We start from the raw sequence: 25909 nt of genomic DNA, 5'->3' as shown, positions 1-25909 counted from the left end.
GGCAAAAGAGAACGTGCGCGACCTGCGACCAGATGATAACAGGCCCTCCTGATGGACACCTCGCTCGTTTTCCTCATCCTGATCGGTGTAACCCTGTCCTTCTTCGCCATTCGAAACGGCAAGAATTCGGACCTCTTTACCTTTGCCTTTCTGTTCCCGGCCGTCACGGTCGCTTTCGTGCTGGTCGAGTTCTCCGACTTTGTTCTCAATGCCGGCGGATTGTTCACGATCTACAATGATGCGGGGGTGATCACCGTCGCGCTTTTCATGATCGCGAGCTGCTCCCTGCTCGCACTGGTCGGCCACGGACTGGGATCGCGCGGGGCGACCCAGTTTCGCACTGCACCGCGAGGTCTCGAGCCGCCATCGGAACGCGACGTACGTTACATGCATACAGCATCCATTGTACTTGGAGCGATGTCGTTCATTGCCTTTCTCGCACTCGCGAGCCTGGGCGGCGGTTTACAACAATATATCTTCCAGTCTGGCGGCTATGCGATCGAATGGCGCGGACTTCCAGTCTACCTGATCTTTATCGTGCGGCTCTGTTACGCCTCGATCGTCATTCAGTTGTGGCTATGGGTGCGAACTAAGCGCAACAGGCACCTGCGCTGGGCTATGATCTTCGCCATCATCCCACTCATCAACATCCTATTTATCTTCCGCAGGTCCGAAGTCGTGAAGCTCGGCATATTCGTCGGCTACTTCCTGACGAATTACCGATACATCTCGATCGGGCGGGTCCCCGCGCTGGCCGGTCTCGTGGGTATGTACGGGGTATTCAAGATTTTCCCGCTGCTGCGCAATGAGGCCGGCAAGCAGTTGGGAATGGACGAACTCGTCACCAACGCGATGAACAGGGATACGTATGAGGACAGCGAAATCGGTTCGGGCCTGCTGCGCATCTATCAGTCGATGGAGAGCGGGGCGTTCGAATACGGCGCGATATTTTACAACGCCATCATCCAGCAGTTCGTGCCAGCAGGACTAGTCGGAGCCCAGACGAAGGCCGCGCTTCTTCTGCCTACGCTCGAAAACCAGAGCACGACGTTCTCAGCCTATCTCTATTACGTTTCGCCGATGGGTTTTGCGCAAGCTTACCAGCAGTTCTGGCTGCTGGGCGGCCTGATCTTCTTTGCGTTGGGATATTTCATGGCGCGGCTGGAACGAGACCGGTTCTTCAATCGCCGCCAGGAAATCTTCCTGGTGCTCATGATCCCGCCAGCGGTGATCACCGTTTCGGCCGACCTCGCGCTGTTCGTGCCGCAGCTGATCACCTATCTGGTCATCGTGCTTCTTTGTGTGCCGCGTGAACGAAAGCAGGCCGCACCGGCGCGCGCACGACGCCCGCGCTTCGCCGGCTGATCGGGACGTCGGGGATGAAAGTTACCGTTCTGCAGCCCGGGGCGAGGCACGCCTACCTGCAATCGCGATTCCTGTACCGTGCGGGGCTGCTGCAAAGGCTCTACACCGACTTCGCAATCGCCGATCACGCAGGAGCACGGCTGCTCGCCCGGTTGGCGCCTACTGCTGCGCTTCGAGCCAAGATCAGGCGGCGTACCGTGGCCGAGATTCCGCAGCGGCTGATCCGACAGTACCCCGACGCCGCACGGCAAAACCGTACCGGACGCCCTGCCGATTGGCCGATCTCGTCAAAGGATCTCGCTCAAAGCGATCTGTATTTCACGCAGTATTACTCGGGCGGGCACGGGCTGCGCGAACGGGCCAGACCGGGCGCGAAGATCGTGGCCGACGTCTTCACCGTGCCCTCTACTCACAGGATCGTGAATGCGGAATGCGAGCGTTTCCCGGAATGGGGCGAGCGCCCTTGGGACGATGCGCTCAATCAGCAATATGAAAGCTTCACGCACGACATGCTTGAGGACTGCGATGCGCTGTTCTGCCCAGCTCAATCGGTGATCGAAGATATTGCCAGCCATGGCGAGAAGTACCGCGCGAAATGCATGCTTGTTCCCTATGGTTCCAGCCTGACATTCCCTGCCAAAGTGCATCCCGAGTCCCGCCGGGTCTTGTTTGCCGGGACGATTACCCTTCGAAAGGGGCCGCAATATGTGAAGATGGCGGCCGATTTGCTCGCTGATGCCGGTTATACTTTCGTATTCGCAGGAAACGTCAGCGAGGCGGCGGCGAACCAGCTTGCAGGCGACAACGTCGAACTGCTCGGACATGTCTCCAAGGAACGCATGGCGGCCGAATATGCCCGTGCCGACGTGTTCGTCCTGCCTTCGCTCGCAGAGGGATCGGCTGGCGTCGTGCTAGAGGCGATGAGCGCGGGGCTCCCGGTGGTCGCTACCCGCAATGCAGGCGTCGATTTCACCGATGGCGAAGCGGGCATCTACGTGCCTGAATGCGATGGGGAGGCGATTGCCCATGCTCTTGAGACGATCTGCGGTGACAGGGATCGTCGCGAATCAATGTCGCGCGCGGCAAGGCTTCGCGCAGGCGCCTATGACCATTCGCGTTGGGAAGAATGTTTTGTGAGTTCGATCCGCCGCGTGCATGAGGGTGCTCGCGATTTGAGCGGGGAGAAATGATGCACGCGCTGGTCGATTGGAAAGCGATATTGCGCGGGTGGCTCCATCGCCTGTTTGCACCGGTTTGGTTTCGAAAGCTGGGCAAACGCCCGCGTATCGCCGGACGGCAAATCTTGTATCGGCCGTTCATGGATATCGCGCTCGGTGAGGATGCGATGCTGGGCCGCAATATCTTCTGGCAAGTTGCGCGATCCGCTTCCGTGACCATTGGCGACCGCTTCAGCCTCAATTCCGGCGGTTTCGTCGTGGTCAGCGAAGGGTTGACGGTAGGCGACAACGTCGCGATCGGGGAATTGGTTTCGATCCGCGATTCCGAGCACAAGTTCGATCCCGATCATGGCGTTCGCGGGCAGGGCTTTACGCAGGCAGCAATCATCATCGAAGACAATTGCTGGATCGGTCGCGGGACTTATATCGGTCCGGGTTCGCATATCCGCCGGGGTTCGATTGTGGCTGCACACTCGGTGGTCCGAGGTGACTTTCCGGAGGGCAGCCTGATTGCAGGTGCGCCTGCAGTGGTGAAGAAACCGCTGACCGGAAAAAGCGCATAGTGCGATGAAGATTGCGATCCTGTTCGACCGCTTTGGCCCGTACCACATCGCCCGAATGAAAGGTGCGATGGAGCGCGCCACAATGCTTGCGGTGGAGGGCGCGCCGCACCGCGCGGTTTACGATTGGGTGCCGCCAGAACTTCCCGAGGGGCTTGCCTACACCGCGCTCACCGAAAGGGCGGGCGAAGAAACCGATGCGGCGCTGGTCGCTCAAAGGCTCGATGAGCGCGTGCTTCCGTTCGATCCCGATGTCGTCGCGCTTGCAGGTTGGTCGAACATGATCACCCTCGCAACCTTGCGCTGGTGCGCTCAGCGCGGAATTCCTGCGGTGTGCATGTCGGAAACGAATGACTGGGATTTTGAGCGAAAATGGCATTCGGAATGCATAAAGCGCGGCATCGTAGCGCATTATGGCGCTGGCCTGGCGACGAATGACAGCCAGGTCGACTACCTTGTTTCGCTAGGTCTGAAGCGCGAGACGATCTTTCGAGGCTACAATGCGGTCGACAATGCCTACTTCAGGGAGTCGGCGGCCAAATGGCGCGCTACGGGCGGCCTACCCCCCGAAATCGCAGGGCGCGTGCCAGGAAGCGCGCATGGCCGCTATTTCCTGACGTCGAACCGCTTCATCGAGAAGAAGAATCTGCTGCGCCTGCTCAATGCATACGCCGCGTTTCGTAAAGGGCGCGGAGACGATTCGGCAGACTGGCCGCTTGTCCTGCTCGGCGATGGAGAACTGCGCCCTCAGATCGAGGCGAAGATCGAAGCGCTGGGGCTGAGCGATTTCGTCCACCTCCCCGGCTTCCTTCAGGTCGATGCGTTGCCCCATTATTATGCGAGCGCGGGCGCTTTCGTCCATGCGAGCACCACCGAGCAATGGGGACTGGTCGTAAACGAGGCGATGGCTTCCGGGCTTCCTGTGGCTGTCTCCAACCGGTGCGGGTCGACCCAGTTCCTTATCGAAGACGGCGTAACTGGCTTTTCCTTCGACCCGTTCAGCACTGAAGAGATCACCCGCGCTCTCTCAAATCTCGCCGAGGCACCCGACAGCTCTGCGTTGCTTGAAAGGGCGGCGGCGAAGGTCGAGGAAGTCAGCCCCGCGAAGTTCGGAGGGGGTCTCGCCGCCGCGGCGGCAGCGGCAACGACCAATCCGGCAAAGCCCGGCTTTCTTGCCAGGCGCGCGCTGGATCTCGCCATCGCCCGCGCCGCGCGGTTGGAGCGGGCATGAAGGCTCCGCTCTCCTTGGGCATCGTTACCGGTTCGATGTCGCGCAAGGCGGGCGGGCTGTTCAATTCCGTGCGCAAATCGGCGATCCACCTCGCCGAAGCAGGCGCAGATGTGAGCGTCTACGCGCTGGATGACCAGCACAGTGCGGAGGACATGGGAGCGTGGGAGCCGCTCGTACCCCACGTATTGCCGGTCAGGATGGGCGGGGTGTTTTCCCATTCTCCGGAATTGCCGAAGCTGCTGGCAGAAGCCGGTCACGAACTGTTGCACCTCCACGGTATCTGGCAGCTGCAATCGCGCGAAGTGAACCGCTGGAAGCGAAGGACCGGACGGCCGGTGATGATCTCGCCGCGAGGCATGCTCGATCCGTGGGCGCTCGCCAATTCGGGCTGGAAAAAGCGGATCGTGGGCACGTGGTTCGAGAACCGGAACCTGCGCGACGCCGATTGCCTTCATGCCCTGAACGCTTCGGAAGAGGCCTCGATGCGGGCCTATGGTCTCACCAATCCAGTTGCAGTCATTCCCAATGCAACGGACCTTCCCGATATCGGGCCACGGACCGATCACGAGGGGCGCAAGACGCTGTTATTTCTCGGGCGGATCCATCCGAAAAAAGGGCTGAGCGAACTCGCCGATGCATGGGTTCTCGCGGTCGAAGCGCGGCCCGAACTGGCGAAGGAGTGGCATCTCGCGATCGCCGGCTGGGACGATGGCGGCCATGTCGAGGCGTTGCAGAGCCGGATTGCGGCATCGGGCATTGACGATAGCGTCTCGATCCTCGGCCCGGCTTTTGGCGAGGAAAAAGACAGACTGCTTCGCGCGGCAGACGCCTTTATCCTGCCCTCGCATTCCGAAGGCCTGCCAATGTCGGTGCTCGAGGCCTGGGCCTATCGCCTGCCGGTATTGATGACCGCCGAATGCAACCTTCCCGAAGGGTTCGAGAACGGCGCGGCGATCGCGATTACGACCAAGCCTGCCAAACTGGCCGAAAGCCTGGCTCGGTGTCTTCTCGACACCGATCTCGCGCCACTCGGTGAAGCGGGGCGCGCACTCGTCGAGAAACACTTCAGCTGGCCGCGTGTCGCCGCGCAGCACCTCGAAGTCTACCACTGGCTCTTGCATGGCGGCGAGCGCCCGGCTTGCGTTCGGGCGGACGGAGCGTAGACCGGGGCGCATTATGGCGAATGACGTCACCTCCAACCGCGTGGCTCAGAAATGGACCGCTGGCGAACAAATCAAACGCGTGCTCTGGGCATTCGCAACGCCGCTCTTCCGCTTCAGTCCCCGTATCTTCTGGGGCTGGCGGCGGATTCTGCTGCGCCTGTTCGGGGCGAAGATCGGCGCGCACGTTCATGTTTACCCGAGCGTGCGGGTTACGATCCCCTGGAACCTCGACATCGGCGATCAGGCCGCGGTGGGAGATCACGCCATCCTTTATGCGCTTGGCCCCATGAGGATCGGCGCGCGCGCGACCGTCTCGCAATACGCCCACCTGTGCGCGGGCACGCATGACTGGCGCGACCCGGCGATGCCGCTGGTCAAGACACCGCTGGTTATCGGCGCGGATGCATGGGTGGCGGCAGATGCTTTCATCGGCCCGGGTGTGACGGTCGGCGAGGGCGCGATCGTCGGCGCGCGGGCGGTAACGATGAAGGATGTGGCCCCGCGCACCATCGTCGGCGGCAATCCCGCCCAGCAGATCGGCGAGCGGCCGGGCTGACCTGTCGCGTTACGCCCGGCCCAACATTTGCGGTGGCCAATGGGACGGCGGGCCACTAAGGAGCCGCCCGAGATGTCGCACCCCGATAAACCCAAGCTCCCCGTGACCGTTGCGGTCCCGGTGAAGAACGAGGAGGCAAACCTCGCGCGCTGCCTGGAGCGGCTCGGGCGCTTTGCCGAGATCGTGGTGATCGACAGCGGTTCGACCGATCACACCTGCGACATCGCGCGGGAGCACGGGGCACGTATCGTCGACTTTCGCTGGGATGGGAAATATCCCAAGAAGCGCAACTGGTTTCTGATGAACGACCCGCCGAAACAGGATTGGGTGCTGTTCCTTGATGCGGACGAGTTCGTCGACGATGCCTTCTGCGACGCGCTCGCCGCCGAGCTGCCGGAAAGCGGGAAGGACGGCTACTGGATTTCCTACGACAACTTTTTCCTTGGAAAGCCGCTGAAACACGGCATCGCCCAGCGAAAGCTCGCGCTGCTGCGAGTTGGCAAGGCCCTGTTCGAGAAGATCGAGGAAGACGGCTGGAGCCAGCTCGACATGGAAATCCACGAGCACCCGATCGTGGATGGAGAGGTGGGCGAGATCGACGCGCGGATCGAGCATCGCGACGACCGCGGCATCGCGCATTTCATTAGCAAGCATCGCGACTACGCTCAGTGGGAAGCCGCGCGCTACGCGAAGCTCAAAGGCGATCCGGCGGTGTGGGATACGATGACCGATCGCCAGCAATTCAAATACCGCCACCTCGCGAAGTGGTGGTTTCCGTGGTTCTACTTCGCCACGACCTATTTCGCGAAGTTCGGCATACTCGACGGCTCGCAGGGCTTCCACTATGCGGCCTATAAGGCGTGGTACTTCCAGACTATTCGCTTGATTATCCGCGAACAGGCTGCGAGCGCCCCGGGCAAATAAAACAAGAACAGGACAACGAAATTGGCGCGTATCTACGAAAGCCGCAAACGAATACTGGTTACCGGCGGGGCGGGCTTTCTTGGCTCGCACCTTATCGACCGGCTGCTCGAGCAGGGTCACGAGATCCTGTGCGTCGACAATCTGTTCACGGGTACGAAGCGCAATATCGATCACCTGCACGACGAACCGCGCTTCGAATTCATGCGCCACGACGTGACAATGCCGCTCTATGTCGAAGTGGACGAAATCTATAACCTCGCCTGCCCGGCCTCGCCGGTTCACTACCAGCATGATCCGGTGCAGACGACCAAGACCAGTGTGCATGGCGCAATCAACATGCTCGGTCTTGCCAAGCGGCTGAAATGCAGGATTTTCCAGGCTTCGACCAGCGAGGTGTACGGCGATCCGCACGTCCACCCCCAGACCGAGGATTACTGGGGCAACGTCAATCCGATCGGTGAGCGGTCCTGCTATGACGAAGGCAAGCGCTGCGCGGAGACGCTGTTCTTCGACTACCATCGCCAGCACGCGCTGCCGATCAAGGTCGCGCGCATCTTCAACACCTACGGCCCGCGCATGCACCACGCCGATGGACGGGTGGTCTCGAACTTCATCGTCCAGGCGCTCCAGGGCGAGGATATCACCATCTACGGCGACGGCTCGCAGACGCGATCGTTTTGTTACGTCGATGACCTCGTCGAAGGCTTCATGCGATTGATGGAAACCGACGAGACCGTCACCGGGCCGGTAAACCTGGGCAATCCGGGCGAATTCACCATTAAGGAGTTGGCCGAAAAGGTAATTGCAATGACCGGCTCAAGGTCCAAACTCACCTTTCTCGACCTGCCGTCGGACGATCCAAAACAACGCCGCCCCGATATTGCCAAGGCGAAGGAATTGCTCGATTGGCAGCCCACGATCCAGCTTGAGGAAGGGCTCGCCAAGACGATCGCCTATTTCGAAAAGCGCTTGCCGGAACTCATCGGCCGCTGACCCTCTTCGCGGCCACGAACAGGAATTGATGACATGAAAATCGCAATGGTTGGCTCAGGCTATGTCGGACTCGTTTCGGGTGCATGTTTCGCCGATTTCGGGCACGACGTGGTCTGCATCGACAAGGACCAGTCGAAGATCGACCGTCTGCACAACGGCATCATGCCGATCTACGAACCGGGCCTCGATGCGCTGGTCGAAAGCAATGTGAAAGCGGGCCGTCTGTCCTTCACCACGTCGCTCGCCGAAGGTATCAAGGATGCGAGCGCGATCTTCATCGCGGTCGGAACGCCCAGTCGGCGGGGCGATGGGCATGCGGACCTCTCCTTCGTCTATGCCGTGGCCAAGGAAGTGGGCGAGAACCTTGCCAACGATGCCGTCGTCGTGACCAAGTCGACCGTGCCCGTGGGCACCGGTGACGAAGTCGAACGCATCATTGCGGATACCCGCACGAGCCATAAGGTTTCCGTCGTATCCAACCCCGAATTTCTGCGTGAAGGCGCCGCCATCGCCGATTTCAAGCGACCCGACCGCATCGTCATCGGCGCAGAGGACGAATTCGGCCGCGAGGTGATGCACGAGGTCTACCGCCCGCTGTTCCTCAACGAATCGCCGATACTCTTCACGTCGCGCCGCACCAGCGAGCTGATCAAATATGCCGCGAACGCCTTTCTCGCGACCAAGATTACCTTCATCAACGAAATGGCCGACCTGTGCGAAAAGGTGGGCGCAGACATTCAGGACGTGTCGCGCGGTATCGGGATGGACAACCGCATCGGCCCCAAATTCCTTCATGCGGGCCCCGGCTATGGCGGATCCTGTTTTCCCAAGGATACGCTCGCGCTGTTGAAAACCGCCGAAGACTACGACAGCCCGACCCGCATCGTCGAAGCCGTGGTCAAGGTGAATGACAGCCGCAAGCGTGCCATGGGCCGCAAGGTACTCGACGCACTGGGCGGCGCGGATGCTGCGCGAGGAAAGAAGGTCGCGCTGCTCGGCCTGACCTTCAAGCCCAACACCGACGACATGCGTGATAGCCCTTCAATCGCGGTGGCGCAGACGCTGCATGATGCCGGCGTCGAGGTCTCGGCCTACGACCCTGAGGGCATGGAGCAAGCGAAGCCCATGATGCCTTTCGTGACCATGTGCGAAAATCCCTATGAAGCGATCGAAGGCGCGGATGCGACGGTAATCGTGACAGAGTGGGACGCGTTTCGTGCGCTCGATCTCGGCAAGGTTAAAGAGCTGGCGAAATCGCCCGTCCTCGTCGACCTGCGCAACATCTATACCCCGGCAGATGTGCGCGCTGCCGGCTTCGAATATTCGAGCGTCGGCCGCACCTGACCGGGCCGCGCCTCGCAACTGGCGCGCGGGAAAACCATGAAGATCTCTGTCGTCACTGCAGTCTATAATCGCGCCGAGACCATCGGTGCGGCGATGAAGAGCGTGCAGGCGCAAACATATGGCCTCGTTGAGCACGTGGTGCAGGACGGAGGTTCGGGCGACGGGACGCTTGACGTGATACGCGCGGGTGCGAACGAGCACACCGTGATAGTGTCCGAGCGCGACCACGGAATCTACGACGCCATCAATCGCGGCATTTCGCGCGCGAGCGGCGATGCAATCGGGCTGATGCATTCGGACGACATGTTTGCAAGCGATCTGGTGCTCGAAAAGGTCGCCGATGCGCTTTCCGATCCTTCTGTCGACGGCGTCTACGGCGATCTCCAATATGTCGCCGCGAACAACCCTTCGCGGGTCATCCGCCACTGGAAGTCCGGCGAATATGCGCCCGCAAAGCTCAAGCAGGGCTGGATGCCGCCGCACCCGACACTATACCTGCGGCGCGAAGTCTTCGACGAGCATGGCCTTTACGATACCGGATTGCAGATCGCGGCAGATTACGACGCGATGCTGCGCTATCTGGTAAAAGGCGAAATCAAACTCGCCTATATTCCTGAAGTGCTTGTCAGAATGCGAGTAGGCGGCGAAAGCAATCGCTCTTTGGAGCGCATCATTCGCAAAAGCCGCGAAGACCTGGCCGCCATTCGTCGCAACGGGCTTGGCGGAGCAGGCGTGCTCATCCAGAAAAACCTGCGTAAGGTGGGTCAATTCTTTCTAAGGGACGAAACCAGCAAATGACGAAGAAGGCGCTTATCACCGGTATCACCGGGCAGGACGGCTCGTATCTCGCCGAATTCCTGCTTGAAAAAGGATACGAGGTGCACGGGATCAAGCGGCGCGCCTCATCCTTCAACACGCAGCGGATCGACCACATTTACCAGGACCCGCATGAATCGGGGCAGCGGCTCAAACTGCATTACGGCGATCTTACCGACACCTCGAACCTTACCCGTATCATCAACGAGGTGCAGCCCGATGAGGTCTATAACCTTGCCGCTCAAAGCCATGTCGCGGTGAGCTTCGAATCGCCCGAATATACCGCCGATGTCGATGCCATCGGCACTCTGCGCATGCTTGAGGCGATCCGGTTTCTCGGACTGGAGAAGAAGACGCGGTTCTACCAGGCCTCGACTTCGGAACTGTACGGGCTGGTGCAGGAGACCCCGCAAAAAGAGACGACGCCGTTCTATCCGCGTTCGCCCTATGCGGTCGCAAAGCTCTATTCCTACTGGATCACGGTGAATTACCGCGAAGCCTATGGGATGTATGCCTGCAACGGCATCCTGTTCAATCACGAAAGCCCGCGCCGAGGCGAAACCTTCGTTACCCGCAAGATCACTCGCGGCCTCGCCAATATTGCGCAGGGGCTCGAGGATTGTCTCTACATGGGCAATATCGACGCACTGCGTGACTGGGGCCATGCGAAAGACTATGTCCGAATGCAGTGGATGATGCTGCAGCAGGATGCCGCCGACGATTTCGTTATCGCGACCGGACAGCAATATTCGGTGCGCGAATTCATCCGCTGGACTGCCGAGGAGCTTGGCATCACCCTCGAATTCGAAGGCGCGGGAACGCAGGAAATCGCGCGCGTGGCGAGCATCGAGGGCGACAAAGCGCCCGCGCTCAAGGTTGGCGATATCGTAGTGCGGATCGACGAGCGCTATTTCCGTCCGGCAGAAGTCGAAACGCTGCTCGGCGATCCGACCAAGGCGCGCGACAAGCTCGGCTGGGAGCCGGAGATCACCGCGCGCGAAATGTGTGCCGAAATGGTCGCCGCCGATCTCGTCGAGGCGCAGCGCCATGCTTTCATGGCGAAGAACGGCTTCGAACTTCCCGTGAGCATCGAGAACTGAGCGCAAGGCCCCGGTCAAATCCCATGAGCTCTTCCACCTTCGCCCCGACCCGTTCGATCGCGCGCGAGCCATCGCGACTGCAGGCGTTGATCTGGCTCGGCCTGTTTGCAGGCGCCGCAGCGCTGCTTGGCGGAAGTTCGCGCTTCGATGCGGTACATATTGCTGCGCTGCGCCCGGTCGCAGCTCTCTTCCTGATCCCGGCGTTCTACTGGATTTCGCGCGAGAAACTGGGCGAGGCACGTGCGCCTATGACGATGCTTGCGCTCATGGCGCTCTGGACCGCACTCCAGCTGGTGCCGCTGCCGCCGTCGATCTGGCAGGCTTTGCCCGGGCGCGGCGTCATCGCGGAACTCGACGCGCTGCATGGCCTCGAAGGCAATTGGCGGCCGATATCCTATGTTCCCATGCGTGGTTTCAACGCGCTGTTTGCGCTGGTCGTACCGGCGGCGGGCGCGCTGCTCCTGCTCGCGCTTCGGCCCGGTATCTGGGCCGTGTTCTGGGCTATTGCCGCTCTCGGCGTCGTCGATGCAGCCTTGGGGCTCGCACAGATTCTTTTCGGACCGGGAAACCCGCTCTATTTCTATACCCACACCAATGCCGGCGCGGCCGTGGGTATCTTCGCGAACGAGAATCATTCGGGCGTTTTTTCTGCGCTGGCGCTGCTCGTAATCGCGAGGTTGGGACTTGACCGAAGTCGCCCGGGCCGATCGCGCCTATCCTCGATTGCGTTGACAGCTGCTTTTGTGCTGGTCCTGCTTGCATTGCTGGTTAGCGCCTCGCGCGCCGCGCTGGGCGTCGGGCTCGCTGCATTGCTCGCGTCCTCCTTGATGGCACTGCTCTGGTCCCGCCGGGCCGAGCTGGCTCGCGCGAAGTCCGGCGGCATGGCCTTTTTCGCACGCAATCCGCGCACCGCGCTGATCGTGGGCGTCGCAGTGGTTTTCGCGCTGCTCTACGCACTGATGCAGTTCGAGCGCGCGCCCGGCGTGATAGATACATTCGAGCAATCGGCATTCGAGGACTTGCGCTGGCGCATCGTCCCGATCCTGAGCGAAATGATGTCCCGGCACTGGCTGGTCGGTACCGGTTTCGGGACTTTCGACGCGCTTTACTTGCTCTACGAGCCGACCGAATTCATGGGTCCGGCCTATGTGAACCAGGCGCACAATGACTGGGCGCAGCTCGTGATCGAGGGCGGATTGCCCGCCGTGGCACTCATTGCCGCTTTTTCGATCTGGGCGATGCTGGCCATTCGCGGCCTCTTTGCACGAGAGCCCGAGGCGCTCGCGCGATGCGTGTTCTGGTGCGCGATTGCAGCGATTCTCGCGGTCGCATCGCTGTTCGATTATCCATTGCGCACGCCTACGTTCCAGTTGGTCGCAGCATGGCTTGTCATCGCGCTAGCGCTTGAGCGACGTAATGCGAGCAAGCAACACTAGGTTCAAATTGCCCGTTTTTCGTGGTCAAAACAGTTGGACGAGCGCCAAAATGGAGTATGGCAGCGTTCTGGACGAATTGGGGTCGAGATGATTTTTAAGAAAATGCCTTTTCTAGCCGCACTAGCAGCGCTCGCGCTGGGTGGCTGTGCAAGCACCGATCGTACATATGGTGCGGCACCCGAAGTTGAGGTTGCCGACCTTACTTCGCTTCCCGAACCCGAAGTGATCGAATTCTACACGCTCGGGCCGCAGGAGAAGGTCGAAATTGCCGTTATTGGTGCCGAATCTTTGAGCGGCACCTTCCTCACCGATCGTAACGGGAACATCGACTATCCGCTGCTCGGTGTGGTCGCCGTGGGCGGTCTGTCGCCCGATGAAGCCGCGCGCATGATCGCCGACGGCCTGCGCGGCAGGTATCTGCGCGATCCGCAAGTACGCCTGATCCCGGCCGAGCTTCCGGGCAGCACGATCTCGGTCGGCGGACAGGTCAATCGTCCTGGTACATACGAGGTGCCCGGCAAACTCACTCTTCTTCGCGCAGTCAACCAGGCCGGCGGCCTCGGTGAGTATGCGAAAGACGATGACGTGCTGATCATGCGGACCGTGAATGGCCAGAGCTATATCGGGCTGTACAATATCGGTGCGATCCAGCGCGGCAATTATGCCGATCCCGCAGTGTATCCGAACGACGTCGTAATGGTTGGCGATTCGCCCGGACGCCGCCGGATCGACCGCATCATCGATACCGTCGCGCCGGTCCTGTCGACCACTGCCATCATTCTAAACGTCCTCACCCGGTAAGGCAGCGCCATGAACCAGAACCAGACCCTCGTGGCCGATCCCGACGCACCTGAATTCAATCCCTATACCGGTTACGCCGAGTCGCAGGACGACCGGTTCAGGCTCGATCTCGAGCGGTACTGGATCGAAGCTCGTGCGCTCATATTCTGGATCGCCGGAATTATCGCCGCGAGCATCCTGCTTGGCGTCCTGGCAACGTTGATGTCGACCGAGCTGTTCCGTGCAAGCGCCCGCCTGGAAATCCAGAGCCAGGCGGCGAACATCACCGACATCGACCCGCTCGAACGCCGTTCGCGTCTGTCGGAGATGAATTATCTCACGACGCAATACGAGCTGCTCGAATCGCGCTTCATGGCTTCGCGCGTCATCGAGGCGGGCAATCTCGCCCGCGATGAGCAATTCCTCGAAGCCTTCAACATCCAGAACCCCGAAAACATTAGCGATCGAGCGCTCCAGGGCATCCTCCTCGGCAATGTCAGCGTCGTGCCGATCAACCAGTCGAGCCTCGTCGATGTCCAGTTCTCCAGCCCGTCGCCCACGGTATCGGCGCGGCTTGCCAATCTCTGGGCCGAGGAATTCATCGCGGCGAATTACGAAAAGCTGTTCGGCGCGAATATCGAGGCACGCGAATATCTCAATGACCAGATCGCCGAGCTTCGCGAAAAGCTTGCCGAATCCGAATCGGAACTGATCGCCTACGCCAACGCGAACGAGATTCTCATCCTTGAAAACCGGACCGAGGAAGCCGGTTCGGAAAGCGCCAGCCAGACCTTGATCGCGAACGACCTGCAGGCGCTAAACGCCGCACTGGCCGAGGCGACTGCCGACCGCATCGCGGCGAGTGCTGCTGCGCTTTCGAACGACTTTCCCGCAACCGATCCCCGCGCTCCTCTGCGTTCGGACCTGATCCGCGCCGAAGCCGAACTCGCCCAGCTCGAAGCCAATTTCGGACCGCAATACCCGACGCTGCTCGAAAAGCGGGCCGAGGTCGCATCGTTGAAAGAGGCAATCGCGCGCGAATCCTCGTCGGCGCTTCGCTCCGCCGAACTGCGCGAAAGCCAGCTGCGCGACAGGGTCGAGGCCGCGAAGGCGCGCTTCCTCAGCCAGCAGGGCCAGGGCATCAATTACGGCATCCTCAAGCGTGAGGTTGACACCAACCGCGAGCTTTACGACGCTCTCCTGCAACGTTTCAAAGGCCTTGAGGCATCGGGCGCTGGCCAGAACAACATCACGCTGATCGATCGCGCGGTCCCGCCAGGAGCACCGTATTCGCCATCGCTGTTCCGCAACCTGCTGGTTTCGATCGCGGTTGCGTTGCTGATTTCCGCCGCACTCGTCTATCTGCGCGTGGCACTCAGCCAGACTGTCAAGGATCCGCAGGACGTCACCAACCGCCTCGGTCTCCCGGTACTTGGAACAGTGCCGAAGATCGCGGCCGCCGATATCGACGAAAGCCTTGCGGAGCGTTCTTCCGAACTCAGCGAAGCTTACAAATCGGCGCGAACGAACCTCACCTTCCTTACTCCCGCAGGTGCGCCGCGCTCGCTCATGCTCACGTCTTCGGTTCCGTCGGAAGGCAAGTCGATTTCGTCCTTCGCACTCGCCGCCAGCTTTGCGCAGCTGGGGAAGAAGACGCTGCTTATCGATGCCGATCTGCGCAATTCGCGCATGGGCGAACTGATCGGGGAAGCCGCAGGCCGGACCAGCGGTCTGACGACCCTTCTCACGGGTGCGTCCAACAGCCTGGCCGACGAGGTCGTCCACACCGAGGCGCACGGTTTCGACTTCCTGCCGCATGGCCGCAAACCGCCAAACCCGGTCGAACTGCTCGCCAGCCCGCGTTTTGCGGAGCTGATCGAGCTGGCCAAGCAGCAGTACGACCAGGTTATCGTAGACAGCGCGCCGATGCTGTCGCTAGCAGACGCGATCGAGCTCTCACGCGCGGTCGATGGCGTGGTCTACGTGGTCGAGTTCGACCGGATCAAATTGCGCGCGATCGAAAACTCGCTCAGCCGCCTGCGTCGCACCGGCGCCAAACTGTACGGCGCGATCGTGACCAAGCTCGATGAAAAGGGCTCGGCCTATGGATACGGGTACGGCTATGGCTACGGTTATGGCTACGGGAACGAAGAACGGGCAGCCGACAGTTGATTTCCACAGACAGGCTGGCTGCAACGGATAACGTCTGATGGCCCAGGTCAATTACGCGCGCCTTGGGGTGGCGGTACTTATCGGCCTTGCGTTAGCCGTTGCCACGGCTCTCCACACACTGAGCATGCTTGCTCAGCGAAACTCGCCCGAACAGGCTGTCGCGCTGTTCCCTGCAAACGGAGCGGCGCGGGAACTCGCAGCGTTTCGAGAATTCAGCGAGAACGTAGCCGACCCTGCCCAAATCCAGCTTGCCGCGGCCGCGGTCCGCGATGACGCCCTTGCGGCTTGGCGCTCCGATCCGACGAGTGCAAAGGCGCTCGTCCTCCTGTCGCTTGCCATGACCGAGCCCAGCGCGCGCCAGGATGCGGCGCTGTCTGCCTCCCGCATCAACCGCCGCGATCTGGCGCTGCAGGGCGCAGTGCTCGAAGCGCACATCGAACGGGACGATTTCGAGAATGTCGTCGAGACGCTCGACCAAATTTTGCGTGTCCACACCAGCAGGGCGAGCGAGTTCTTCCCCCTGTTGGGCGAGGCGCTGCGCGATGAAAGGACGACACCTGTATTCGCGCGCCTGCTCGATGGCTCTTCGCCATGGCACGAGAGTTTCCTGTCCACTTATGCCCTGGGCCAGGATGACCTGCTGCCACAGCTCGCTCAGCTGCGCGCACAGCGCGATCTCGGCGATGAGGCATATGATCGCCGGTTGGTCGACAGGCTCGCGCGCACGGGCAGGTTTGCCGAGGCAAGCGCCTTGTACAGCTTGCTCAGGAGCGACGCGGGGCGCGCGCTACCCGCCGCAGCTTCAGGTGCGCAGGTCATAGACTGGGCAGCCGATTATCCGCCTTTCGAATGGCGCTTTGTCGATCAGCCAGATTTCCGCGCGCAGGAAAGCCGTGACGGAGAACGGCTCGAACTGTTCGCGAGGCCGGGCAAGGGCGGCATCATGGCACGCCGGATAGTGGCCGTCCCCACGTCCGCGTTCGCCATCAAGGTGGATTTCACCGCTGAGAGCCCCTCGGATGGTCAGGCGGTGCGCCTGGAGCTTTCATGTCCGGAGCTCGAAAAGGTGCTGCTGGCGCAGGCGCTGGAGGAAGGGGCCAACACGATCGAAGTGCGCAACGCGCCCGGATGCGACACTGTTCAGATCGCAATAATCGCGCGCGCATTCTCGGGGCAGCCGACGCTGCGCTCCGAACTCAGCCGTATTTCGATCGAATCGCGCTAGCCGCCGCAGCGGCGTTTGCGTCACGCCAGCGATATATCGGGCGCGTCTTCCTGCTTCATCCCGACAATGTGATATCCGGCGTCGACATGATGCGTCTCGCCGGTAACGCCCGATGACAGGTGCGAAAGGAAGTACAGACCCGCACCGCCGACATCGTCGATCGTGATATTGCGCCTGAGCGGGGAATTCAGCTGGTTCCATTTGAGGATATAGCGGAAATCGCCGATCCCGCTCGCCGCGAGTGTCTTTACCGGTCCCGCGCTGATCGCATTCACGCGAATGCCTGCCGGACCGAGATCGTTGGCGAGGTAGCGCACGGACGCCTCGAGCGCGGCCTTGGCGACGCCCATGACGTTGTAATGCGGCATGACCTTTTCCGAGCCGTAATAGGTAAGCGTAAGGATCGAGCCGCCGCCGCTGCCGTCCTCTTGCACCGGCGGCATCATCTCCGCCGCGCGTTTTGCCACCGCGACGAGCGAATAAGCCGAGATGTTCATCGTCATCAGGAAATTGTCGAGGCTGGTATCGAGATATTTTCCGCGGAGCTCGTTCTTGTCAGAGAACCCGATGGCGTGGACGACGAAATCGATTGTGTCCCAGCGAGAATTCAGCGTCGCAAAGGCAGCATCGAGCGAGTCCATGTCCGATACATCGCATTCGAACGTGAAGTCGCTACCGAGCTGCTCGGCGAGGGGTTTCACGCGCTTTGCCAACGCATCGCCCTGATAGGAGAAAGCGAGCTCCGCTCCCTGCTCTGCGAGCTGCTTTGCGATGCCCCAGGCCAGCGACTTTTCGTTGGCCAGGCCCATGATGAGCCCGCGTTTGCCCTGCATCATTCCGCTCATGCTGCGTTCTCCATGTTGTCTTCACCCTCCCGCTCGGGTTCTGCGAGGGCGGCATTCAATTCGGCGCCGATAACGAGTCCGAGCCCGACTAGCCAGAAAAAGAACAGCGCGATCATGATCCCGGCAAGGCTGCCATAGGTAAGGTTGTAGGTGAAGAATTCGCGCAGCACTATCGGCATTGCGGTCGTGACGCCAAGCCACCATGCGGCGGTGAACAGCGCGCCCGGCCATTTGGGATAACGGCGACTCCGGTACTGACGCGGCGTCAGCGTGTAGAACAGCAGATAGAGCGACAGCAATAGCCCGAGAGCGGGGACGATCCGCGACAATCGCAGGGTTGAGATTGCTTCGGTCAATTGCGGGAAGCGCGCATCGATGACCTGCTGCGCGGCGCCGATCGCCACGGTTCCGAAAAGCGAAAGCAGCAGCAGCACGACCGAGCCCAGAATCAGCCCCATGGATGCCAGACGATACTTCCAGAACGCATGGGTAGCCTTGGTGCCATAGGCGCGGCGCAGGATATCGCGGATCGTCTCGATCAGGCTCGAAACAGTCCATAGCCCGACCCCGACGCCCGCCCAAAGCAGCCACCCGCTGCGCGCGTCGATCACGTCGTTTGCAACCGGTTCGATCACGCGCGCGACAGTCGGCGGCATCGAAAGAAGGACAGCATCGATCATCATCTGCCGGTCGCCCGCCTCGCCGATCAGCTGGAAAAGCGCGCCTGCAACGATGAAGAACGGAAAAATCGCGAGCATCGACAGGTAGGCGAGATTGCCCGCGTGAATGAAACCGTCATTATAGGTGCCGTAGGCGGTGCGCCGTATAACCTCGAAGGCGCGCGTACCCGGAGCCAACGGTCCGGCGATCGTTGCCAGCAAAGCGCGCCAGCGCGGCAATTCGCGGTCGGCAATGGGGTCGGGCTGGCGATAAAGCGGGGTCACCCCGCCGAACCGCCTCCGGCGCTTGCGTGCCTCTGGCGAAAGCGACTGAATCGTGCGCTCTTCGAGGCTGGGGAAGTCGTCGGGATCGGGCATTCAGCGCACCCGCCTCATGCTGGCCCCAAGGCTCACAGGCCGAATTTCTCGCGCGGCTTTGCCGGGTCGACCCAGTCTCCGAGCCGTTCCGCTAGTGCGTCAAGATCCTCGGGCAGCTGGATCTCGAGCGTCACGAGCTGGTCGCCACGTTCAGGCTTGTCGGCCTTCGAACCCTTTTTGGTCCATCCCTTGCCCTTAAGGCGCATGACGGTTCCGCCATCGGTTCCCGGCTTGATCGTCAGCATGACCGGGCCATCGACCGTGGGGCATTTGACCTTGGCGCCTCTTACCGCCTCGTCGAGGGTGATCGGCAGGTCCATCCGGATGTTGTCTCCGTCGCGGCGGAAGAAGGGGTGCGAGCCGATTTCCACGACGACGATGCCGTCGCCGTTGCCGCCCGGCCCCTCGTGCCCCTTGCCTTTGAGACGCATCTGCGTGCCATCTTCGACGCCGCCGGGGAGTTTTAGGTTGATTGCCTTGCCATCGGCGAGCGTTATCCGCTGGTCCTTACCCGATGCCGCATCGACGAACGGCACGGCGAGCCGGTACTGGATGTCCGCTCCGCGCCTCTTGGGCGGCGGGGGCGGCCGCTGGCCGAAGCCGCGCCGGGCACTCGAATTGCCACGTCCGCCTGCACGTCCGCCGCCAAACAATCCCTCGAACAGGTCGCCAAGATCCATATCGTCGGGCGAAAGTCCGCCGAATTCGGGGTCGCGGAAGCCGCCTCCGGCCGAACCGCCGGGCCTCGCGCCGTAACTGCCGCGACCGAAGCCGCCGCCCATGCCTGCAAACGGATTGAGCGGATTGCCTTCTGCGTCGATCTCGCCACGGTCGAACTGTGCGCGCTTGTCCTTGTCCGACAGCAAGTCGTAAGCCTTTGTCGCGTCGGAGAATTTCTCCGCCGCCTTGGGATTATCCTTGTTACGGTCGGGGTGCAGTTCCTTAGCGAGCTTGCGATAAGCGCTCTTGATTTCCTTTTCGGAAGCTTTGCGTGAAACGCCAAGTGTGCTGTACGGGTCTTTCATGGTGAGTTAGCTAGGTGAGACAGTGCGCGCGTGCAAGATGATGTTGCGCCAGCGTCCCGATCCGGATCCGGCACCGCCCGTTTCAAGGAACCGGCTGTGTAGCGAGGCTTTTCTCAATAACACCATTTGAAACCGTTCTCGGAGCAAGACTTTACCTACATGGCCCACACTGCCCCTCTCGACGAAACCCAGCTTGCCGACAGCGCGATCCCGCCGGGTTCCGATCCTTTCGTGCTGTTCGATGAATGGTTCGCAATGGCGAAGGAAAACGAGCCCAACGATCCCAATGCCATGGCGCTTGCTACGGCAACGCCCGCAGGTGCGCCTTCGGTTCGGATGGTTCTGTTGAAGGGCCATGGAGCTGACGAAGGCGGCTTCACCTTTTTCACCAATGCCCAAAGCCGCAAAGGCGAGGAAATCCGCGCCAATATGCGCGCGGCGCTGCTGTTCCACTGGAAGAGCCTGCGCCGCCAGATCCGTATCGAAGGAACGCTCGTCGAAGTGACACCTGAGCGCGCTGACGAATACTTCCATTCGCGCCCCTTCAAGAGCCAGGTTGGCAGCGCGGCCAGCGACCAATCGCGCCCGCTTGCCAATCGGCAGGAATATATCGATCGTGTTGCCGAGCTGTGGAGCAAGTACGAACAGGAAGGCAAGGTGCCGCGCCCAGAGCACTGGACAGGCTTCACTTTACGGCCTGAAAGAATTGAGTTCTGGATGGACCGTGACAACCGGTTGCATGATCGCCGCCTGTTCACTCTGCAGGGTGCCGGCGACGCGCTGAGCTGGTCCGACACGCTCCTTTATCCATGAGGATTGCGCGATGACCGAGACGATACCGTACTGGCACGTGGATGCGTTCGCGAGCGCCCCATTTTGCGGCAATCAGGCCGCGGTGATGGTGCTCGAGCAATGGCTCGACGACGAGGTTCTCCAGAAGATCGGCGAGGAGAACAATTTCGCCGAAACGGCATTTGTCGTGCGCGACGAGACCGGTAAGGCAGATTGGGAATTGCGCTGGTTCACGCCGACCGACGAGGTGGCGCTATGCGGCCACGCCACGCTCGCGAGCGGGCATGTCCTGCTACGGCGCGATGGCGGCGAGCGAGTGACCTTCAGGACGCGCAAGGCAGGCATTCTCGAAGTGGTGCGCAAGGACGATGCCTACGAGCTCGCCTTGCCGCTCACCAGGGTCGAACCATCATCGCAACCCGAATTGCTTGCCGCGCTCGGCTTTCGCGGCGAGACATTCCTTTCCTACGAGGGCGCCGAGCAGACCGCGATAATCCTCCTCAAAAATGAATCCGAAGTGCGTGCGCTCGATCCCGATATGACCGCGCTGGGTAAAATCGATCTCATGGCTATCTGCACCGCACCGGGCGATGAATGCGACGTTGTCAGCCGCGTTTTCGTGCCCGCATGGGGTGTGCCCGAAGACAGTGTCACCGGCTCTGCGCACGCGGCGCTCGCGCCATTCTGGGTCGACAGGCTGGGAAAGGCCGAGATGACCGCGCATCAGGCGTCCAGGCGCGGCGGCGATCTCGTGATGCGTGTCGAAGAAGATCGCGTATGGCTCGGCGGACCGTGCGTGACGGTGGTCGAGGGTGGCTTCTACCTCACCGGATAAAGCGCCAGCACATCGGCGGCTTCCTGAAGCATCGGGGGGCGCTCCGCCGAGGTCGAATGGCCGAGACGCACGAGCGTCAGACCCTGCTCGGGCGAGACCAGCACGTACTGACCCATATGGCCAATCAGCGAAAACAGGCTTTGCGGCGCGCGCTCCGGGAAGAGCGGGTGGTCGTATTCGCCAGGGCTGGCCAGCGGGCGATTGAGCCATGTCTGGAAGCCGTAATGCGGCGCGGCCGGGCTAGGCGTCGTCATTGCGGTGATCCAGCGGCTTGGCACCAGCTGCTCGCCTTCGGGTGAACGGCCTCCGCGACGCATGAACTCGCCGAATTTGGCCCAGTCGCGCGCGTTCGCGTGCATAAGACTGCCACCGATAAGCGTGCCCGAAGCATCGAATTCGAGCACCATCGAATCCATGCCGAGCGGGGTGAACAGCCGCTCATTCAGGAAATCGTCCACTGCCGCGCGGCGCGCTTCGGGATCCTCGCTCGATGTCAGGGCGCGCGCGGCGAGATCGGCGAGGATAACGGTCGTGTTCGATGAATATTCGAACTTCTCACCCGGCTCCGCCTCGAGCGGTTGCTCCTTTGCCCAGCGCGCCATGTCATCGCGCCCGTCGAGGAACAGCATGCGGACCTCGGAGCTTTCGTATGGCGGATCGCCCGCCTCCGTGTGCCGCAATCCGGATCGCATTTGCAGGAGGTGGCGCAATGTAATTTCCGCACGTGGATCGCCTGGTCGCTGCCACATCGAAACCGGTGCAGGATCATCCAGGCTGAGCTTTCCGTCGGCGACCAGCATCCCGATGAGAACGGCGGTAACCGTCTTTGCCATCGACCAGCTTATGAATCGCGTGTCCGCATCGTAGCCTTCGCCGTAGCGCTCGGCCGCAAGTTCGCCATTTGCCATCAGCACCACCGCGCGTGTCTCGCCGAGGCCCTCCTTGATGAAGAGATCGTCCACCTGCCGCGCCAGCTGATCCTTGGGAGCGCCTGCATTTTCGGTCACCGCTGCGAGCGCCTCATCGGAAAGCGGCGGCGTGGCTGGCGGTGCCGAACCGCAAGCGGCAAGCGTGATGGCAAGGGCCACAGGAGCGGCAAACCGAAAAGGCTTAATGCGATCTCTCATTGCGCTCTCAATTGCCCGAGGATAGTTCGAGCGCAATGGCAAATCCCTCCCGTTCATCGAAATCCCGGCTCGGCCTGTGGCTGCTTGCGATAATCGCGATCGGCATCGGTGTGGCGGCCTACTCTTATCGCGAGCCAATCAATGGCTATGCCGAGGTAGGCACGTCTTACGCCGCGCGCGTGGCGTGTTCGTGCCGTTTCGTCGCGGGTCGTAGCCTCGAGGACTGCGAGAAAGACAAGCTTGAAGGGATGGAACTCGTAACACTCGTCGACGACGTTGATGCCAAGAGCGTGACCGCGCGTTTCCCGTTGGTGACCAGCAACACGGCAACCTATCGTGAAGGTTATGGCTGCGTGCTGGAGAAGTGGGAAGGCTAGGCCGTCTCGGTCCTAGCTGGCTACGTTTTCGAGAAACCACTCATAGGCATCGGCGATCCCTTGCTCCAGCCCGATCGTCGGCTTCCAGCCCAGTGCCGCGATCTTCGACCCGTCCATGAGCTTGCGCGGGGTTCCATCGGGCTTCGACGTGTCGTGTACGATCTCTCCATCTAACCCGACAACTTTGCAAACCATCTCGGCCAGCTCGTTGATCGTGAGATCGGTGCCAGAGCCAAGATTTACATGCTCCTCGCCCGAATAGTTTTCGAGCAGGAACACGCATCCGGCGGCGAGATCATCGACATGCAGGAATTCGCGCCGCGGCGCGCCGGTGCCCCAGATCGTGATCGAACTGTCGCCCGCGAGCTTTGCCTCGTGCGCCTTGCGAATGAGAGCGGGCAGGACATGCGATGATTTTAGATCGAAATTGTCGCCCGGGCCGTAGAGATTGGTCGGCATGGCGCTGATGAAATCGCGATAGTACTGGCGGCGATAGGCCTGGCACAGCTTGATCCCGGCGATCTTGGCGATGGCGTACCATTCATTGGTCGGCTCGAGCGGGCCGGTGAGTAAAGCGTCTTCGGGGATCGGCTGCGGCGCCAGCTTCGGATAGATGCACGAGGAGCCGAGGAAGAGCAGTTTTTCGACATCGGACCTGTGCGAAGCCTCGATGAGGTTCGCCTCGATCATCAGGTTGTCGTACAGAAATTCCGCCGGAAAACTGTCATTCGCAAGGATCCCGCCGACCTTCGCTGCGGCGACGATGACCGCGTCCGGGCGGCTGGCCGCGAACCAGTCGCGCACGGCGGTTTGCTCGCGCAGATCGACCTCGCGCGGCGCCGTCAGCACCTCAATCCCCCGCTTCTCCAGCTGGCGCCGAATCGCGCTTCCGACCATGCCGCGATGGCCCGCGATGTAAATCCGCTTGTTTTCCAGCGTGTACATGGCGCGCGCCCTAGGCCGCGCCTTCGCTCTGCGCAACCGAGATCGTGCTGTCGATCCATCCACCGCCGACGACCCGATCGCCGGCATAGATCACCGCCGCCTGTCCGGGGGCGACGCCGTATTCGGGCGAGGCGAAGCGGATGCGCGTGGTCGCGCCTTTACCCAGCGGCCCTTCGAGCGCGACCGGCACCGGTTTGGCTAGGCTGCGCACCTTCGCGGTGAGCGGCTCGTCGGGCAGGTCGCCGATGCGGTTGGTCTCGATCACTTCGGCGCTTTCGACGGCGAGCAGGCGCTTGGGCCCGACGCGGACCTGACGCGCCTCGGCATCGAGGCCGATGACATAAAGCGGTTCGGGCTGTCCGCCGATCTCGAGGCCTTTTCTCTGCCCGACAGTGTAATGGACGATACCCTTGTGCTCGCCCAGAACCTCGCCCGTTTCGGCATGGACGATCTCGCCCGGCACCCCGCCTTCGGGACGCATCTTGGTGACGATTTTTGCGTAATTGCCGTCGGGTACGAAACAGATGTCCTGGCTGTCAGGCTTCGCCGCATTGCGCAGGCCCGCCGCTTCGGCAAGCTCGCGAACCCTGATCTTGGGCAAGCCGCCAAGCGGGAAGCGCAGGTAATCGAGCTGCTCCTGCGTCGTCGCATAAAGGAAATAGGACTGGTCGCGGGTCTGGTCTTCGGCGCGGTAGAGATGCGGACCACCTTCCGCTTCGACGCGGCGGACATAATGTCCGGTCGCAAGGCAGTCCGCCCCCAGCTCGCGCGCCATGCGGAACAGGTCGGTGAACTTCGGCCCCATATTGCAACGAATGCAGGGCACCGGCGTACGCCCGGCGAGATATTCGTCGGCGAACTGTTCGACCACTTCTTCGCGGAAAGCGCTCTCATGGTCGAACACGTAATGTGCGATGCCGAGCCCGTCGGATACCGCGCGCGCGTCGGCGATGTCGTCGCCGGCGCAGCAAGCGCCCTTGCGCCCCGTCGCCGCGCCGTAGTCGTAGAGCTGCAGCGTTATGCCGATCACCTCGGCACCGGTATCGGCGGCAAGTGCGGCGACGACCGACGAATCGACACCTCCGCTCATCGCGACCACGATGCGGCATTCGGCCGCCGGTCGCGGCAGGTCGAACAGGGCGGCAGTATCGAGCCCGAAGGTCGGGCTGGCCGAGGAAGTTGTCAGCGTGTCCATGGAACGGGGCCGCATATAGGCGAGCGAGGGCGCTCACGCCACCCCGAAGCGGCAAGAGCGGGATGACGAGAGGCTCCGCGAGTTCCCTAAAGCGAGGTAAACGTCGGTTTTACCGCTTCTTGACCATCGCGCGCTAGAGCGAGTCCCATGTTCGAGAAGATCATACCCGCCTCGCGCGAAGAAACCGGCACCCGGCTCGGTGGACTCGATGGCGAAGAGCTGCTGATCGGCAACGTCGATTCCGTGCCGGTGCGCGGCGGTGCGCTGCGTGCGCTCGAATGGAACGAAGTTACTGCACGACTCAACGCAGCGCGCGACCTGCGGCTGTTGATGCGGCGCGATGCACGGCTCAATATCCACGGGAGCGCGGCCAGCTTCGGCGATGCCGCAGCGACCTATTTTCGCGCGGCAGAGTATGACGAACGGATCGTTAACCATGATGCTTTAGGGCACTGCAAAGCTTCGCGCTGCATAGGCGATGAACCTATTGGCGATGCGGCAACAGGCGATGCGAGAGAATAAGAATGATTGAGAACCAGGACATCCGCCCAGCACAAGTGATTGGCCCGCTTGGCGAGCCGTTGACGCTTGAGGACCTGCCTTCGCCCAAGACGAAGCGCTGGGTTGTGCGCCGCAAGGCCGAAGTGGTCGCTGCGGTTAATGGCGGCTTGCTCACGATCGATGAAGTTCTGGAACGCTACAGCCTCACGCTCGAAGAATTCGCATCGTGGCAGCGCGCGGTCGATCGCTCCGGCATGGCTGGTCTGCGCGTCACCCGTATCCAGCATTATCGCGACCTCTACGAGCGCCAGCTAAAGTACTGAGCGATCCGACCGGCACTTCCGGTCGCCTCCGCAAAGCATTCTCCACAAGCGATTTCCCTTTTCA

26 protein-coding genes are annotated in these 25909 nt (G+C 61.5%); 20 read left to right on the top strand and 6 right to left on the bottom strand.

What is annotated here, in order from left to right; genetic code table 11:
* Window positions 1-51 precede the first annotated feature (51 nt).
* The 15 genes from FIU90_RS02025 to FIU90_RS01955 all read left to right on the top strand — a co-directional run bounded on the left by FIU90_RS02025 (window position 52) and on the right by FIU90_RS01955 (window position 16843).
* On the top strand, window positions 52-1365 hold the full coding sequence (locus tag FIU90_RS02025) for a hypothetical protein (RefSeq protein WP_152433264.1): 1314 nt from the start codon (window positions 52-54) through the stop codon (window positions 1363-1365).
* A gap of 14 nt (window positions 1366-1379) precedes the next feature.
* A complete protein-coding gene (locus FIU90_RS02020; protein ID WP_152433263.1) occupies window positions 1380-2555 on the top strand; it encodes a glycosyltransferase family 4 protein in 1176 nt (391 codons plus the stop codon).
* A gap of 128 nt (window positions 2556-2683) precedes the next feature.
* Complete coding sequence (locus FIU90_RS02015; protein ID WP_172970157.1) at window positions 2684-3106, top strand: acyltransferase; 423 nt, start codon at window positions 2684-2686, stop codon at window positions 3104-3106.
* A 4-nt stretch (window positions 3107-3110) separates the two neighbouring features.
* Window positions 3111-4334, top strand: coding sequence for a glycosyltransferase family 4 protein (locus FIU90_RS02010; protein ID WP_152433261.1), 1224 nt, complete (start codon window positions 3111-3113; stop codon window positions 4332-4334).
* Complete coding sequence (locus FIU90_RS02005) at window positions 4331-5497, top strand: glycosyltransferase (RefSeq protein ID WP_152433260.1); 1167 nt, start codon at window positions 4331-4333, stop codon at window positions 5495-5497. The genes FIU90_RS02010 and FIU90_RS02005 overlap by 4 nt, the downstream gene beginning before the upstream one ends.
* A gap of 13 nt (window positions 5498-5510) precedes the next feature.
* Complete coding sequence (locus FIU90_RS02000; protein ID WP_152433259.1) at window positions 5511-6053, top strand: acetyltransferase; 543 nt, start codon at window positions 5511-5513, stop codon at window positions 6051-6053.
* A 72-nt stretch (window positions 6054-6125) separates the two neighbouring features.
* On the top strand, window positions 6126-6977 hold the full coding sequence (locus FIU90_RS01995; RefSeq protein ID WP_172970156.1) for a glycosyltransferase family 2 protein: 852 nt from the start codon (window positions 6126-6128) through the stop codon (window positions 6975-6977).
* 21 nt (window positions 6978-6998) lie between these two features.
* The gene (locus tag FIU90_RS01990) at window positions 6999-7970 is read left to right on the top strand and encodes a UDP-glucuronic acid decarboxylase family protein (RefSeq protein WP_152433257.1); all 972 of its coding nucleotides are present in this window, start codon (window positions 6999-7001) and stop codon (window positions 7968-7970) included.
* Window positions 7971-8003: 33 nt separating this feature from the next.
* Window positions 8004-9314, top strand: a complete 1311-nt coding sequence (locus FIU90_RS01985; RefSeq protein WP_152433256.1) for a UDP-glucose/GDP-mannose dehydrogenase family protein — start codon at window positions 8004-8006, stop codon at window positions 9312-9314.
* A 36-nt stretch (window positions 9315-9350) separates the two neighbouring features.
* The gene (locus FIU90_RS01980; protein ID WP_152433255.1) at window positions 9351-10112 is read left to right on the top strand and encodes a glycosyltransferase family 2 protein; all 762 of its coding nucleotides are present in this window, start codon (window positions 9351-9353) and stop codon (window positions 10110-10112) included.
* Window positions 10109-11230 carry a GDP-mannose 4,6-dehydratase gene (gene gmd / locus FIU90_RS01975; RefSeq protein ID WP_152433254.1) on the top strand — a complete coding sequence of 374 codons (1122 nt, stop codon included), beginning with the start codon at window positions 10109-10111 and terminating at the stop codon, window positions 11228-11230. The genes FIU90_RS01980 and gmd overlap by 4 nt, the downstream gene beginning before the upstream one ends.
* A 23-nt stretch (window positions 11231-11253) precedes the next feature.
* Entirely contained in the window at window positions 11254-12666 is a 1413-nt protein-coding gene (locus FIU90_RS01970) for an O-antigen ligase (RefSeq protein ID WP_152433253.1), read from the top strand.
* 87 nt (window positions 12667-12753) lie between these two features.
* Window positions 12754-13467, top strand: a complete 714-nt coding sequence (locus FIU90_RS01965) for a polysaccharide biosynthesis/export family protein (protein WP_152433252.1) — start codon at window positions 12754-12756, stop codon at window positions 13465-13467.
* A 9-nt stretch (window positions 13468-13476) separates the two neighbouring features.
* On the top strand, window positions 13477-15618 hold the full coding sequence (locus FIU90_RS01960; RefSeq protein ID WP_152433251.1) for a polysaccharide biosynthesis tyrosine autokinase: 2142 nt from the start codon (window positions 13477-13479) through the stop codon (window positions 15616-15618).
* Between the two features lie 37 nt (window positions 15619-15655).
* Window positions 15656-16843 carry a hypothetical protein gene (locus tag FIU90_RS01955; RefSeq protein WP_152433250.1) on the top strand — a complete coding sequence of 396 codons (1188 nt, stop codon included), beginning with the start codon at window positions 15656-15658 and terminating at the stop codon, window positions 16841-16843.
* A 20-nt stretch (window positions 16844-16863) separates the two neighbouring features.
* Here the strand turns inward: FIU90_RS01955 and fabI are convergent, their stop codons facing one another.
* The 3 genes from fabI to FIU90_RS01940 are packed head-to-tail and all read right to left on the bottom strand — an operon-like array spanning window position 16864 to window position 19750.
* Window positions 16864-17688, bottom strand: coding sequence for an enoyl-ACP reductase FabI (gene fabI / locus FIU90_RS01950; RefSeq protein ID WP_152433249.1), 825 nt, complete (start codon window positions 17686-17688; stop codon window positions 16864-16866).
* Window positions 17685-18725 (bottom strand): YihY/virulence factor BrkB family protein, encoded by a 1041-nt coding sequence (locus FIU90_RS01945; RefSeq protein ID WP_152433248.1) that lies wholly within the window; start codon window positions 18723-18725, stop codon window positions 17685-17687. The genes fabI and FIU90_RS01945 overlap by 4 nt, the downstream gene beginning before the upstream one ends.
* 32 nt (window positions 18726-18757) lie before the next feature.
* Window positions 18758-19750, bottom strand: a complete 993-nt coding sequence (locus tag FIU90_RS01940) for a DnaJ C-terminal domain-containing protein (protein WP_152433247.1) — start codon at window positions 19748-19750, stop codon at window positions 18758-18760.
* 159 nt (window positions 19751-19909) lie between these two features.
* Between FIU90_RS01940 and pdxH the strand changes: the two genes are divergently transcribed.
* Together pdxH and FIU90_RS01930 are read left to right on the top strand one after the other, a co-directional pair.
* Window positions 19910-20563, top strand: coding sequence for a pyridoxamine 5'-phosphate oxidase (gene pdxH / locus FIU90_RS01935; RefSeq protein WP_152433246.1), 654 nt, complete (start codon window positions 19910-19912; stop codon window positions 20561-20563).
* A gap of 10 nt (window positions 20564-20573) precedes the next feature.
* Window positions 20574-21377 carry a PhzF family phenazine biosynthesis protein gene (locus FIU90_RS01930; protein ID WP_152433245.1) on the top strand — a complete coding sequence of 268 codons (804 nt, stop codon included), beginning with the start codon at window positions 20574-20576 and terminating at the stop codon, window positions 21375-21377.
* Here FIU90_RS01930 and FIU90_RS01925 read toward each other — a convergent pair.
* Complete coding sequence (locus tag FIU90_RS01925; RefSeq protein ID WP_152433244.1) at window positions 21362-22504, bottom strand: serine hydrolase; 1143 nt, start codon at window positions 22502-22504, stop codon at window positions 21362-21364. The two genes, FIU90_RS01930 and FIU90_RS01925, sit on opposite strands and share 16 nt — an antisense overlap.
* Window positions 22505-22539: 35 nt before the next feature.
* Between FIU90_RS01925 and FIU90_RS01920 the strand changes: the two genes are divergently transcribed.
* Window positions 22540-22881 carry a hypothetical protein gene (locus FIU90_RS01920; protein ID WP_152433243.1) on the top strand — a complete coding sequence of 114 codons (342 nt, stop codon included), beginning with the start codon at window positions 22540-22542 and terminating at the stop codon, window positions 22879-22881.
* 12 nt (window positions 22882-22893) lie between these two features.
* On the opposite strand, the gene FIU90_RS01915 is transcribed toward FIU90_RS01920, so the two are convergent.
* Window positions 22894-23826: a GDP-L-fucose synthase gene (locus FIU90_RS01915; protein ID WP_152433242.1), complete on the bottom strand. Its 933-nt coding sequence runs from the start codon at window positions 23824-23826 to the stop codon at window positions 22894-22896.
* Window positions 23827-23836: 10 nt separating this feature from the next.
* The gene (gene mnmA / locus FIU90_RS01910) at window positions 23837-25021 is read right to left on the bottom strand and encodes a tRNA 2-thiouridine(34) synthase MnmA (RefSeq protein WP_152433241.1); all 1185 of its coding nucleotides are present in this window, start codon (window positions 25019-25021) and stop codon (window positions 23837-23839) included.
* Window positions 25022-25168: 147 nt separating this feature from the next.
* Between mnmA and FIU90_RS01905 the strand changes: the two genes are divergently transcribed.
* On the top strand, window positions 25169-25543 hold the full coding sequence (locus FIU90_RS01905) for a hypothetical protein (protein WP_152433240.1): 375 nt from the start codon (window positions 25169-25171) through the stop codon (window positions 25541-25543).
* A 2-nt stretch (window positions 25544-25545) separates the two neighbouring features.
* A complete protein-coding gene (locus FIU90_RS01900) occupies window positions 25546-25845 on the top strand; it encodes a DUF1153 domain-containing protein (protein WP_152433239.1) in 300 nt (99 codons plus the stop codon).
* Window positions 25846-25909: the final 64 nt, after the last annotated feature.

It is taken from the genome of Erythrobacter sp. THAF29 (assembly GCF_009363635.1).
Classification (GTDB): Bacteria; Pseudomonadota; Alphaproteobacteria; order Sphingomonadales; family Sphingomonadaceae; genus Erythrobacter.
Note: the sequence above shows the minus strand (reverse complement) of the source record. Positions and strands in the feature narration are given on the sequence as shown.